This is a genomic window from Microbacterium sp. 1.5R (assembly GCF_007667425.1).
Lineage (GTDB): Bacteria > Actinomycetota > Actinomycetes > Actinomycetales > Microbacteriaceae > Microbacterium.
The window spans coordinates 1,151,775-1,164,361 of record NZ_VDRC01000001.1 but is presented as its reverse complement, the minus strand read 5'-3'; the positions used below and the strand labels follow the sequence as shown (position 1 = coordinate 1,164,361).

Annotated in this window: 11 protein-coding genes; 8 read left to right on the top strand and 3 right to left on the bottom strand. The window is 71.2% G+C overall.

What is annotated here, in order from left to right; genetic code table 11:
- Complete coding sequence (locus tag FSY98_RS05710; RefSeq protein ID WP_144874759.1) at positions 1-537, bottom strand: MarR family winged helix-turn-helix transcriptional regulator; 537 nt, start codon at positions 535-537, stop codon at positions 1-3.
- Between the two features lie 110 nt (positions 538-647).
- On the opposite strand from FSY98_RS05710, the gene FSY98_RS05705 reads away from it, so the two are divergent.
- From FSY98_RS05705 to FSY98_RS16910, 3 genes are all read left to right on the top strand, one after another.
- Positions 648-1,424: an electron transfer flavoprotein subunit beta/FixA family protein gene (locus FSY98_RS05705; RefSeq protein WP_144874757.1), complete on the top strand. Its 777-nt coding sequence runs from the start codon at positions 648-650 to the stop codon at positions 1,422-1,424.
- A 1-nt stretch (position 1,425) separates the two neighbouring features.
- Positions 1,426-2,397: an electron transfer flavoprotein subunit alpha/FixB family protein gene (locus tag FSY98_RS05700; protein WP_144874755.1), complete on the top strand. Its 972-nt coding sequence runs from the start codon at positions 1,426-1,428 to the stop codon at positions 2,395-2,397.
- Between the two features lie 671 nt (positions 2,398-3,068).
- Positions 3,069-4,103: a cytochrome b/b6 domain-containing protein gene (locus FSY98_RS16910; RefSeq protein WP_260857290.1), complete on the top strand. Its 1,035-nt coding sequence runs from the start codon at positions 3,069-3,071 to the stop codon at positions 4,101-4,103.
- Between the two features lie 153 nt (positions 4,104-4,256).
- Here the strand turns inward: FSY98_RS16910 and FSY98_RS05690 are convergent, their stop codons facing one another.
- On the bottom strand, positions 4,257-4,763 hold the full coding sequence (locus tag FSY98_RS05690; protein ID WP_144874751.1) for a GNAT family N-acetyltransferase: 507 nt from the start codon (positions 4,761-4,763) through the stop codon (positions 4,257-4,259).
- A gap of 130 nt (positions 4,764-4,893) precedes the next feature.
- Between FSY98_RS05690 and FSY98_RS05685 the strand changes: the two genes are divergently transcribed.
- Positions 4,894-5,454, top strand: coding sequence for an acyl-CoA thioesterase (locus FSY98_RS05685; RefSeq protein ID WP_144874749.1), 561 nt, complete (start codon positions 4,894-4,896; stop codon positions 5,452-5,454).
- A 4-nt stretch (positions 5,455-5,458) separates the two neighbouring features.
- Positions 5,459-6,319: an SDR family NAD(P)-dependent oxidoreductase gene (locus FSY98_RS05680; protein WP_144874747.1), complete on the top strand. Its 861-nt coding sequence runs from the start codon at positions 5,459-5,461 to the stop codon at positions 6,317-6,319.
- 2 nt (positions 6,320-6,321) lie between these two features.
- On the opposite strand, the gene FSY98_RS05675 is transcribed toward FSY98_RS05680, so the two are convergent.
- Complete coding sequence (locus FSY98_RS05675) at positions 6,322-6,579, bottom strand: hypothetical protein (protein WP_144874745.1); 258 nt, start codon at positions 6,577-6,579, stop codon at positions 6,322-6,324.
- A gap of 21 nt (positions 6,580-6,600) precedes the next feature.
- On the opposite strand from FSY98_RS05675, the gene FSY98_RS05670 reads away from it, so the two are divergent.
- The 3 genes from FSY98_RS05670 (at position 6,601) to rocD (ending at position 12,571) form a co-directional block, all read left to right on the top strand.
- Entirely contained in the window at positions 6,601-10,254 is a 3,654-nt protein-coding gene (locus FSY98_RS05670; RefSeq protein ID WP_144874743.1) for a proline dehydrogenase family protein, read from the top strand.
- Positions 10,255-10,472: 218 nt separating this feature from the next.
- Complete coding sequence (ddaH, locus tag FSY98_RS05665; protein ID WP_144874741.1) at positions 10,473-11,363, top strand: dimethylargininase; 891 nt, start codon at positions 10,473-10,475, stop codon at positions 11,361-11,363.
- The gene (gene rocD, locus FSY98_RS05660) at positions 11,360-12,571 is read left to right on the top strand and encodes an ornithine--oxo-acid transaminase (RefSeq protein WP_144874739.1); all 1,212 of its coding nucleotides are present in this window, start codon (positions 11,360-11,362) and stop codon (positions 12,569-12,571) included. Before ddaH ends, rocD begins: the two co-directional genes overlap by 4 nt.
- The last annotated feature ends 16 nt before the right edge of the window (positions 12,572-12,587 follow it).

Sequence of the window (12,587 nt, the reverse complement as noted above, 5' to 3'; positions counted from 1 at the left end):
TCAGAGCGCGTCGGGTTGGGGGCGCGGATCGGCGAAGTCGCCGGCGGCCTTGCGCATGCGCGCGACGATCGCGACGAGTTCGGTGGCATCGTCGCGGCTGATGCCGGGGTCGGAGAAGACCTCGGCATTGAGCGCGGTCGTGGCCTTCTCGACGAGCGCCCGGCCCGAGTCGGTGAGGGCGAGCAAAGCGGCGCGTCCGTCGTGGGGGTGCGGTTCACGCACGATGAGCCCGTCGCGGACGAGGCGCTCGGCGGTGCTCGTCACGGTCGTCGCATGCACCTGCAGACGTGCGACGACGCTCGACAGGGGCAGTCGGCCCGCACGGCTGAACGCCAGCAGGCGCAGCATCTCGTACCGGGCGAAGGTCAGCGCGAGCGGCTTCAGGGTCGCGTCGACCCGCGCGAGCAGCAGCTGCTGGGCCCGCATGACCGAGGTCACGACGGTCATGCCGTCCGCGGCATCCGTCCATCCGTGCGCGAGCCACTGCCGCTTCGCTTCGGCGAGCGGATCGACAGGAAGAGGGCGGGGTCGGACCACCTCTCTACGGTAGGGCATCGGTCGATCACCGGCCCGTTGGTTCCCGGTCGCTCTCGGGGTGGGACCGAGTTTCACCACGCTAGAATCGAGGCAGTCGTGAGGAGCAATCGATGAAGATCTACGTCCTGGTCAAAGAGGTGCCCGACACCTACGGCGACCGCAAGCTCGACCTCGAGACCGGCCTCGCCGACCGCGCGGCCGGAGACGTGGTGCTCGACGAGATCACCGAACGCGCACTCGAGGTCGCGCTCAGCCACGCCGATAAGAACGAGGGCACCGAGGTGGTGGCGGTCGCGATGGCGCCCGAGGGGTCGACCGCGTCGGTGCGCCGGGCGCTCGCGATCGGCGCCGGCTCGGCCGTGCACATCGCCGACGAGCGCCTCGCGGGCGCCGATCTCGGGCTCACCGCCGAAGTTCTGGCCGCCGCCATCCGCCGCGGCGAGGCCGACCTCGTCATCACCGGCAACCTCTCGACCGACGGCTCGGGCGGCGTCATGGCAGCGATGCTCGCCGAGCACCTCGGCTGGGCGCAGGCCACCGCGCTCACCACGGTCGAGATCACCGCCGACGGCATCAGCGGCACGAGAGGCGCGGATGCCGGAGCGCAGCCGATCTCGGCATCCCTCCCCTCCGTGATCTCGATCACGGAGGCCCTTCCCGACGCGCGCTTCCCGAACTTCAAGGGCATCATGGCGGCGAAGAAGAAACCCCTCGAGGTGCTCACGCTCGACGACCTGGGCGTCTCGGCCGATCCGGCGGAGGCTCCGCGCACGATCATGACCGCCGTCTCCGAGAAGCCGGCGCGCGCGGCGGGCGTCAAGATCGTCGACGAGGGCGATGCGGCCGAGAAGCTCGTCGCCTACCTCGCTGAGAACAGGCTGGTATGACATGAGCTACCCCGACAACCCCGTGCTCGTGCTGGTCGACATCGACCCCTCGGGCGCTCCCGCCAGCAGCACTGCCGGACTGATCGGCGCCGCATCGACCATCGGCTCGCCCGTCGCCCTCATCGTCGGCGGCGGCGAGGATGCCGTGGCGAAGGTCGCCGCGGCCGGTGCCGCGGTCGTGCTCACCGCCGACGGCGACGCGACGGCGCTCACCGTGCCCGTCGTCGACGCTCTGCAGGCCGCGTTCGAGAAGGTCGGGCCCGACGCCGTGCTCATCTCCAACTCGATCGCCGGTCGCGACGTGGCCGGGCGCTTCGCCGTGCGCACGCGGACTGCCCTCTGCGTCGACGCCGTCGGAGTCTCGCGCGACGACGAGGGCGTGGTGGCGCACCACTCCGTCTACGGTGGCGCCTACCTCGTCGACGCCGCGCCGACGTACGGCGCTCCGGTCATCACCGTGCGGCAGGGGGCGGTCGAGACCCGCGCCGCGGCGGTCGACGCGCCCATCGTCGAGCAGCTCGCCGTGACGGCATCCGGGGCCGTGAGTGCCACGATCGGCGCCGTCGAGGCCGTCGAGACCACCTCATCGCGGCCCGAGCTGCGCGGGGCGACCAGAGTGGTCTCGGGAGGACGCGGCCTCGCCTCGAAGGAGAAGTTCGTTCTCGTCGAGGAGCTCGCCGACGCACTCGGCGCGGCCGTCGGAGCCTCTCGCGCCGCCGTCGATGCCGGATACATCCCGCAGTCGCACCAGGTCGGACAGACCGGTGTCTCCGTCTCGCCGCAGTTGTATGTCGCGCTCGGCATCTCGGGAGCGATTCAACACCGGGCGGGCATGCAGACCGCGAAGACCATCGTCGCGATCAACAAAGACGCGGAGGCGCCCATCTTCGACGTCGCCGACTTCGGCATCGTCGGCGACCTGTTCACCGTCGTCCCGCAGGTGATCGCCGCCCTCGAGGCCCGGAAGAAGTAGACATGGCAGAGCGGATGCTGCGCCGCGGCCTCCCGCGCGTACGCGGCGGCGAGCCGTGGCCGCCCGCAGGAGTGGTCGACGGCGCGGCCGCGGAGGCGCAGGTCGGTGAGGCGTCGGCGGTCGCCGAGCCGGCGGTCGTCGAGCGAGCGGAGCGAGGCGAAACGCGCCGTGCTCCGCAGGTCGCCGAGCCCCCGGTCGTCGAGCCCCCGGTCGTTGAGCGAGCGGAGCGAGAAGAAACGCGCCATACCGCCGGTACGACGCTCCGCCGCGGGCTCCCTCGCACACCCGGTGGTGAGCCCTGGCCTCCGGCCGAGACGTCCGTGGCGGCGTCGACCGGAGGGGACCGCGTTTCGTCTCGGTCGACTTCGTCGTCCTCGCTCGACGACCTGCGGGGTGGGGTGTCCGTGGCGGCGTCGTCCGACGGGGACCGCGTTTCGTCTCGGTCGACTTCGTCGTCCTCGCTCGACGACCCGCGGGGTGGGGTGTCGGAGGAGGCGTCGTCCGCGCTCAACGACCCGCGAGGTTCGGCGACAGCATCCGTGCGGCGGGGCCTCCCGCGCACCCGCGGAGGGGACCCGTGGCCGCACGCAGGCACCGTCCCGTCCTTCGTCACATCGGGGGCCGACACGCCAGATGTCGGACCGAATGCGCCGGAAGGTCCGACAACCGTCGTGTCGACCCCCGAACCGTCGGCGGTCCCCTCGACCGAGGTCGCGACGGTCACCGACGTCTCGACGCCGCTGCCCTGGACCCAGACGGTATGGGACGGACGGGCCCCGCGCCGCATCGTCGCGGCTCCGGCATCCGCTCGCCGCCTGCCGACGTGGCCGCAGGCCATCGCCGGATTGTTCGGCGCCGCCGCCCTCGGCATCCTCGCCGCCGCCGCGGTCGCGTTCGTCCGCGCGCTGCTGAGCTTGCCATTCATGCAGGACTTCCTCACGGCGTTCCCCGGCGAATACGAACCGGCCGTGCACGTCGAACCGGGCTTCGCGCCGTGGATCGGCTGGCAGCACTTCTTCAACGTGTTCCTCATGGTGCTGATCATCCGGTCGGGGCTGCGGATCCGCACCGAGAAGCGTCCGACTGCGTTCTGGACGCCGCGCAACAACCCCAAGGGCAAGACGAGCCTGACGATCTGGTTCCACCAGGCCCTCGACATCCTGTGGCTCGTCAACGGCGTGATCTTCGTCGTACTGCTGTTCACGACGGGTCACTGGGCGCGCATCGTGCCGACGAGCTGGGAGGTCGTCCCCAACGCGCTGTCGGCCGCCCTGCAGTACGTGTCGTTCGACTGGCCGCACGAGAACGGCTGGAACAACTACAACAGCCTGCAGCAGATCGCCTATTTCGCGACCGTGTTCATCGCCGCGCCGCTCGCGACGGTCACCGGCTTCCGGATGTCCGGCATGTGGCCGAAGAAGGCCGAGCGGCTCTCGAAGGCGTACCCGATCGAGTGGGCGCGCGCCCTGCACTTCCCGGTGATGCTGTACTTCGTGGCGTTCATCATCGTGCACGTGGCGCTGGTGTTCCTCACCGGATTCCTGCGCAACCTCAATCACATGTACGCAGCGCAGGATGCCGTCACCTGGACCGGATTCTGGGTGTTCGTGGCGTCGATGGTCGTGATCGCCGCCGGGTGGGTCGCAGCGCGCCCGCTCGTCATCGCGCCGATCGCGAAGCTGTTCGGCACCGTATCGGGGCGCTGACGCGCGGCATCCTCCGGTCCGCGCCCTCGCGCGCCCGCCGCGCCGAGACCCACCTTGCGCGCCGAAACCCACCGGCCCCGACGTACGGGGTGGTGGGTTTCGGCGGCAGTGGTGGGTCTGGGCGTCGGAGCGAGCTCGCGCCGCACGCGCGGGTCAGCGGGTGAAGCGGACCTCGGTGAGCGTCTCGCCGAGGAACGGCTCGGTGTGCGTGGCGCCGTCGAGCACGAAGCCGTTGCGCGTGTAGAAGCGGTGCGCGCGGGGGTTGTCCTCGGCGACCCACAGGTACAGGGGCTCGTCCGTCTCGACCGCCGCGTCGAAGAGCTTCTGCCCGATGCCCGTGCCGTGCCAGGCGTCGAGCAGGTAGATGAAGTAGAGCTCGCGGAACGCCGGGGCATCCTTGTCGCGCGCGGGACCGGAGCCGGCGAAGCCGACGATCTCCCCGTCGACGAGCGCCGCGTTCATCGTGAACTCGGGGCCCTGCGCGGCCCAGTGCGTCCACAGCTCGGCCATGCGGCGCGGCGACACCTTCTCGAGTGCGGCCTTGCTGATCAGGTGGTCGTAGGTCTCGTGCCAGCACTGCGCGTGCACACGACCAAGGGCTTCCGCGTCCACATCACGGACCGGACGGACGATGACTTCAGGGTGGGCTTCGGCGCTCATGCGGTGACTCTACGCGCGGCTCACACGAACGAGAAATCGAGCAGGATGCCGAAATCCCGCTGTAACACCGCATGGAGGAATTGCACAACGATGTTCGTGGATCGTGCGCCGATGGCTACGATCGAGACTCGTGAACGTGATCTGGCGCACCCTCCTCGTGATCCTCGCGGCCCGCCGTCGCGTACGGCGCGGAAAGACCCTCGACCCCACAGCCGTCGGCACCATCCGACTGACCACGCTGCCGAGCGACATCGACATCCTGCAGCACATGAACAACGGCCGCTATCTGTCGCTGTTCGATCTCGGGCGCTGGGACCTGCTCATCCGCACCAACCTCTTCGATGCCATGAAGAGCCGCGGCTGGTACGCCGTGGTGTCGAGCGAGACAATCACGTTCCGCAAGTCGCTGCAGCTGTGGCAGCGGTTCGAAGTGCAGTCCCGGTTCATCGGCCACGACGAGAAGGCCCTCTTCATGGAACACCGCGCCGTGGTCAAGGGCGAGGTCTACGCACGGGCGATCGTGCGCGCCCGGATGCTGCGCCGCTCCGGCGGCACCGTGAGCAACGAGGAGCTCTTCGCCGCCGTCGGCAAGCCGGAGGGCGTGCGCGAGATCGACTCGTGGGTGCACGACTGGGCTGCGGCATCCGCTCTTCCACCAGTGCGCACGCCGGCCCCGAGCGACTGGAGCTGACGACATGACGGATGCATCGTCGACGCGCCCCGACGCGACGCGTCCCGACGTGACGCTGCTGGTCGGATGCGGCGCGCTCGGCACGGCCCTCGGCGAGCGGCTCGTCGCCGACGGGGGAGCGGTCACGGCCATCCGCCGAGACGCCTCGGCCCTGCCCGCGGCCTTCTCGACGATCGAGGCCGACCTGAGGCATCCGCTCTCGTCGCCGCTGCCGGCGTTCGACGCGGTCGTCATCACGCTGCCGCCGGGAACCGGGCCGGAGGGGTCGATCTACCCCGCCGCGCTCACTCACCTCGCCGCGGCGCTGCCCGCGCGCCCCGGGCGCGTGCTCTTCGTCTCGTCGACGCGGGTGTTCGAGGGGTACGGCTCCGAGGAGTTCGACGGCCCTGATGCGCGCGCGGCCCTGACCGAGTCCGATCCGACGCGCACCACGGGCGAGCGCGGCGACGCGCTCGTCGAGGGCGAACAGCTCGCGGTCGACCTGCTCGGCGCGATCATCGTGCGCCCCGCCGGGATATACGGCCCCGGGCGTGACTCTCTGATCCGCCGCGTGCGCGAGGGCGCGCCCGTCGACCACGAGCGCCGCACCAACCGCATCCACGAGCACGACCTGGTGCGTTTGCTGGAGGCGCTGCTGCGCGCCGAGGACCCGCCCGCGCTCGTGCACGCGATCGATCAGGAACCCGTGCGGCTCGGCGAGGTCGTGGCGCACATCGCGGCGCGTCTCGGCGTCGACGTTCCGCCGCACACGAGCCCGGAGGTCGGCGGCGGCACCGTGCTCGACGGCACCCGCGCCCACGCGATGCTCGACGGCCTCGCGTTCCCGACGTTCCGAGAGGGCTACGACGCGATGCTCGAGGTCTGAGGTCATCCTCGCCCCGCGAGGATCCTCCCGGCGACCATCCTCGCGCTGCCGCCACCCTCGCCCTGCCGCCACCCTCGACCCGGCTCGACGCCCCTATAGGGCTGCGACGCCCCCTCCCATTTGCGCAACTGAGCGGGGGCGTCGTCGCCGAGCAGGGGCGTCGGTGGGAGGAGGGTGCGCGGGAGGAAGGCGGCCCCCGAGGTGAAGCCCCCGAACGGCGCGAGCTCGGCCACCCGGCGCGGGGACGCGGCGACGAGCACGCGCAGTCCTAGGCTGAGCACATGGCCGACCCGATGCCGTCTGCAGACTCGACCGACTCGCTCGCGGACCGCGCGGTGGAACTCGCCCGCCGGTGGGTGACCGAGGCTGCGGCGGCCGACGTCGACCCGGCCGCGGAGCGCCTCGCCGGAGTCCTGCAGGATGCGAACGGGCTGCCCTTCACGCTCGGCTTCGTCGACGGCGTCATGCGACCGGAGAGCCTGGGCGCCGCGGCATCCCGACTGCACCGCATCGCGCCGATCGTGCCCGAGTTCCTGCCCTGGTATCTGCGCTCCGCCGTGCGGGTCGGCGGCGGCATCGCACCGATCCTCCCCGCTCCCGTCGTGCCGATCGCCCGGCGGGCGCTGCGCGAGATGGTCGGGCACCTCGTGGTCGACGCGCGCCCGGCGAAGCTCGGCCCGGCGATCGCGAGGATCCGCGAATCGGGTGCCCGCCTTAACCTCAACCTGCTGGGCGAGGCCGTGCTCGGCGAGACCGAGGCGCGGCGTCGGCTCGACGGCATCCATGATCTGATCAGACGCGGCGACGTCGACTACGTCTCGGTCAAGGTGTCGGCGATCATCAGCCACATCTCGATGTGGGCGTTCGACGAGGTGGTGGATGCCGTCGTCGACCGTCTCCTGCCGCTGTATCTGACGGCGGCGGCCGACCGCACCTTCATCAACCTCGACATGGAGGAGTACCGCGACCTCGATCTGACCATCGCGGTGTTCACGCGCGTCCTCGAAGACCCTCGACTGCAGGGGCTCGAGGCGGGGATCGTGCTGCAGGCGTACCTGCCCGACGCCCTGCCGGCGCTGCAGGAGTTGACCGCCTGGGCGCAGGATCGCATCGCCCACGGCGGCGCACCGATCAAGGTGCGGCTCGTGAAGGGCGCCAACCTCGTTATGGAGCGCGTCGAGGCCACCATGCACGGCTGGCCCACCGCGACCTACGAGACCAAGGTCGACACCGACGCGAACTACCTGCGCTGCCTCGATTGGGCGCTGCGCCCCGAGAACGTCGCCGCGGTGCGCCTCGGCATCGCCGGACACAACCTCTTCGGCATCGCGTACGCCTGGCTGCTCGCGGGCGAGCGGGGCGTGCGCGGCTCGGCTGATCCTGATGCGGCCGCCGGAGCGCAGCCCCCGATCGAGTTCGAGATGCTGCTGGGCATGGCGCAGGGGCAGGTGCAGGCCGTCTCGCGCGAGGTCGGCGAGGTGCTGCTGTACGTGCCGGTCGTGAAGCCCGACGAGTTCGACGTCGCGATCAGCTACCTCGTGCGACGCCTGGAGGAGAACGCCTCGCCCGAGAACTTCCTCTCCGCGGCGTTCCGGCTCGGTGACGACGAGGCGCTGTTCGTGCGGGAGCAGGACCGGTTCCTCGACGCGCTCGACCGCGCGGCGTCGCCCACACTGCCCACGGGGCCACGCCGCACCCAGGATCGCCTCGCCCCCGTGCACGAGTCGGTACGCCCGACGTCGGTCGCGACGGCCGCGGAGGAGGGTCTCACGAAGGCCGTGCTCGGCATCTCGCGCGGTTCCGACGACACCGACGCCCCGTTCCTCGAGACCGCGGTGTACTCGCCGCGCGAGCTCGACCGCGCGGGCGGCGGCGCCCCCGGATTCGTGAACACGGCTGACAGCGACCCTTCACTGCCCGCCAACCGCGAGTGGGCCGCAGGCGTGCTGAGTCGTGTCGCGTCGTCGACCCTCGGCGACGACACCATCGCGGCAGCGCGCATCGACGACGCCGGTGCCCTCGACGGCGCGATCTCGCGCATCCGCGCTGCCGGTGCGCACTGGGGCGCCCGGCCGGCCGCCGAGCGCGCCGAGGTGCTGCTGCGCGCCGCGGCCGCGCTCGAGAGCCGACGCGCCGACCTGATCGAGGTCGCCGCGTCCGAGACCGGGAAGGTGTTCGCCGAGGCGGATGTCGAGGTCAGCGAGGCCGTCGACTTCGCGCGGTACTACGCCGCGACCGCTCGGGAGCTGGATGCCGTCGCCGGGGCCTCGTTCGTGCCTGCCGGCGTCACCGTCGTCGCCCCGCCGTGGAACTTCCCCCTCGCGATCCCCGCAGGCGGGGTGCTCGCCGCGCTCGCCGCGGGGTCGGGCGTCGTGTTCAAGCCGGCACCGCAGTCGCGACGCTGCGCCGCTGTGATCGCTGAGACGCTGTGGCAGGCGGGAGTGCCGCGCGACGTGCTCGTCCTCGTCGATGTCGCGGAGGACGAGCTGGGGCGGGAGCTCATCGCGCACCCGGGGGTCGACCGCGTCATCCTGACCGGCTCCTGGGAGACCGCGGCGCTGTTCCGCTCGTGGCGGCCGGATCTGCCGCTGCTCGCCGAGACCAGCGGCAAGAACGCCATGATCGTCACCCCGTCGGCCGATCTCGACCTCGCGGTGTCGGATCTCGTGCGCAGTGCGTTCGGGCATGCCGGGCAGAAGTGCTCCGCGGCATCCCTCGCCATCCTCGTCGGACCGGTCGGACGTTCGCAGCGGTTCGCCCGCCAGCTCGCCGACGCGACGAGGTCGCTGCACGTCGGCTGGCCGACCGACCCGCTCGCCGAGGTGGGGCCGGTGATCGAGCGCCCGCAGGGCAAGCTCGCCTGGGCGCTCACCGAGCTCGAGGGCGAGGAGAAGTGGCTCATCGAGCCGGCCGTATCGACCGATGACGAGTCCGGGCGACTGTGGCGCCCCGGCATCCGCATCGGCGTGCAGCCTGGGTCGCGCTTCCACACCGAGGAGTTCTTCGGGCCGGTGCTGGGCGTCATGCATGCCCCGACGCTCGAGCGCGCGATCGAGCTGCAGAACGCCGTCGCCTACGGCCTCACCGCCGGGCTCTACACGCAGGATCCGGCTGAGCTCGAGCTGTGGCTCGACCGCGTCCAGGCAGGCAACCTCTACGTCAACCGCGGCATCACCGGGGCGATCGTGCAGCGTCAGCCGTTCGGCGGCTGGAAGCGCTCATCGGTCGGACCCGGCGCGAAGGCGGGTGGGCCGAACTACCTCATCGGCCTCGGCTCGTGGCGGTCGCGGGCCTCCGGCGCCGTGTCGAGCACGCTGCACCTGCGCGGCCTCGACGCCCGGATCACGGCCCTGATCGAGTCGGCGCAGCCGTCGCTCGACTACGAGTCGTTCGAGTGGCTGCGTCGCTCGGCGCTCTCCGACGCGCTCGCCTGGGATCGCGAGTTCGGCAGAGTGCGTGACGTGTCGCGGCTCGGCGTCGAGCGGAACCTCTTCCGGTACCGACCGGTGCCCGTGGGCATCCGGGCGACGGGCGATGCGGGGTGGCAGGAGCTGCTGCGCGTCGTGATCGCGGCGGTGCGCGCCGGGGCGCCTTTCACGCTGTCGACCCCGGTCGGGCTGCCCGCCGCGGTGCGCCATGTGCTCGCCGATGTGGGGGCGACGGTCCACCTCGAGACCGATGACGAGTGGGTCGTACGGATGCAGGCCGACGGCCGTCCGTCGCGGGTGCGGCTCGTCGGGACGCGCGAGTCCGTCGGCGTGCTGCACCGGTCGCTCGCCGTGGCGGTCGACGGCGACCCCGACCTCGCGGTGTACGACGGCGAGGTCACGTCGGCCGCCCGCATCGAGCTGTTGCCGTTCGTGCACGAGCAGGCCATCGCGATCACCGCCCACCGCTACGGCAACCCCGACGACTGGAGCGCCGAGGTCATCTGAGCGGGTGGGCGTGGCATCCCCGCCGTTTCGAGTAGCGCGATTTACCACTGGATCGCCTTCGAAGTTGCAAATCAAGCGATTCGAAAGTGCGGGTGACAGAATGGACCCCGGCGTGCTCGAGTCGCATCTTCCCCGAACGCCGACTCCTCCGGAGCGGCAAGGGTCGAAGGACCGCCGGGCCCCTGGACAGCGTCCGCCGCATCCGTTCGAGGAGCTCCATGTCTGTCGAAACCACGGCGTCCGAGGCCACCGCCACCGAGGCCCCCGCGCGCACCGCGCACCACCGCCGCTACCTGATGTGCACCCCGTCGCACTTCACCGTGAACTACTCCATCAACCCGTGGATGGAGCCGTCGAAGCCCACCGACACCGAGAGGGCCGTCGCGCAGTGGCAGAAGCTGCATGACCTGTACGTGGAGCTGGGTCACGAGGTCGAGCTCATCGAGCCGCTCGCCGGGTACCCCGACATGGTCTACACCGCCAACGGCGGTTTCGTGATCGACGGCCGCGCGTACGTGCCGGAGTTCCGCTTCGTAGAGCGCCAGGGCGAAGCACCCGCGTTCGCCGAGTGGTTCCGCGGCGCGGGCTTCGACACGGTCATGCCCGAAGAGGTCAACGAGGGCGAGGGCGACTTCCTGCTCGTCGGCGACGTGATCCTCGCCGGCACCGGGTTCCGCTCCACCGGCGACAGCCACCGCGAGGTGGGCGAGGTCTTCGGTCGCGAGGTCGTGTCGCTGAACCTCGTCGACCCGCGGTTCTACCACCTCGACACGGCCATCGCGGTGCTCGACCCCGTGCAGGGCGTCGAGAACGGCGGACCCGAGCACGCCAACATCGCCTACCTGCCCGACGCCTTCGACGATGCGAGCCGCGCCGAGCTCGAGAAGCGCTTCCCCGACGCGATCCTCGTGTCGGACGAGGACGGCGCCGTGTTCGGCCTGAACTCCGCGAGCGACGGCTACAACGTCGTCATCTCGCCTCGCGCTGTGGGCTTCGAGAAGCAGCTGCGTGAGCGGGGCTACAACCCGATCATGGTCGACCTCTCCGAGCTGTTGCTCGGGGGCGGCGGCATCAAGTGCTGCACGCTCGAGCTGCGGGGTGCGAAGTGACCACGGTCGACACGAGCGCCGTGGCCGAGCAGGGCACCGAGCCGCACGTCGCGCACAACTACCACCCGCTGCCGGTCACGATCGCGCGCGGTGAGGGCGCGTGGGTCACCGACGTCGAGGGCAAGCGCTACCTCGACCTGCTCGCGGCGTACTCGGCCGTGAACTTCGGCCACCGGCATCCGGCCCTCGTCGCCGCCCTCACCGAGCAGCTCGGCCGAGTGACGCTGACGAGCCGGGCGTTCCGCAGCGACCGCCTGGAGACGTTCGCCGCCGCCCTGGCGCAGCTCGCGGGCAAGGACATGGTGCTGCCGATGAACACGGGCGCCGAAGCCGTCGAGACCGGCATCAAGGTCGCCCGTGCGTGGGGCTACCGGGTCAAGGGCATCGCCGACGGCGCGGCGCGCATCATCGTCGCGGCCGGCAACTTCCACGGACGCACGACGACGATCGTGAGCTTCAGCGACGACGAGCAGGCCCGCGACGGGTTCGGCCCCTACACGCCCGGCTTCGACGTGGTTCCCTACGGGGACGCGGATGCCGTCGCCGCGGCCATCACCGCCGACACCGCCGCCGTGCTGATCGAGCCCATCCAGGGCGAGGGCGGGGTGATCATCCCGCCGGAGGGGTACCTGCGCCGCATCCGCGAGATCTGCGACGAGAAGAACGTGCTGTTCATCGCCGACGAGATCCAGTCGGGCCTCGGCCGCGTCGGTGAGACGTTCGCGTGCGACCGCGAGGGCGTCGTGCCCGACCTGTACCTGCTGGGCAAGGCGCTGGGTGGCGGCATCCTGCCCGTCTCGGCCGTGGTCGGCGACCGCGAGGTGCTCGGGGTCATCCAGCCCGGTGAGCACGGGTCGACGTTCGGCGGCAACCCGCTCGCGGCCGCGGTGGGCCTGCGCGTGGTGGAGATGCTCGAGAGCGGCGAGTTCCAGGAGCGAGCCCGCGCGCTGGGGGAGCACCTCGCCGCTGCCCTGGAGCCGCTGAAGGGGCATGGCGTGACCGCCGTGCGCATCGCCGGACTCTGGGCCGGTGTCGACATCGACCCCGCCAAGGGCACCGGACGTCAGATCGCGGAGCGGCTGCTCGAGCGCGGTGTGCTCGTGAAGGACACGCACGGGCAGACCATCCGCATCGCGCCGCCCATCGTCATCCGCGCCACCGAGCTCGACTGGGCGGTGGAGCAGCTCAAGCACGTGCTCGGCGCGTAGTTCCGCCCGCGGCCCG

What these genes read in the sequence shown, in the direction of transcription:
- FSY98_RS05680 (WP_144874747.1), top strand. Translation starts at nt 5,459, where the DNA reads ATGACGGATGCATCGTCGACGCGCCCCGACGCGACGCGTCCCGACGTG.
- FSY98_RS05700 (WP_144874755.1), top strand. Translation starts at nt 1,426, where the DNA reads ATGAGCTACCCCGACAACCCCGTGCTCGTGCTGGTCGACATCGACCCC.
- ddaH (WP_144874741.1), top strand. Translation starts at nt 10,473, where the DNA reads ATGTCTGTCGAAACCACGGCGTCCGAGGCCACCGCCACCGAGGCCCCC.
- FSY98_RS05690 (WP_144874751.1), bottom strand. Translation starts at nt 4,763, where the DNA reads ATGAGCGCCGAAGCCCACCCTGAAGTCATCGTCCGTCCGGTCCGTGAT.
- FSY98_RS05670 (WP_144874743.1), top strand. Translation starts at nt 6,601, where the DNA reads ATGGCCGACCCGATGCCGTCTGCAGACTCGACCGACTCGCTCGCGGAC.
- FSY98_RS05705 (WP_144874757.1), top strand. Translation starts at nt 648, where the DNA reads ATGAAGATCTACGTCCTGGTCAAAGAGGTGCCCGACACCTACGGCGAC.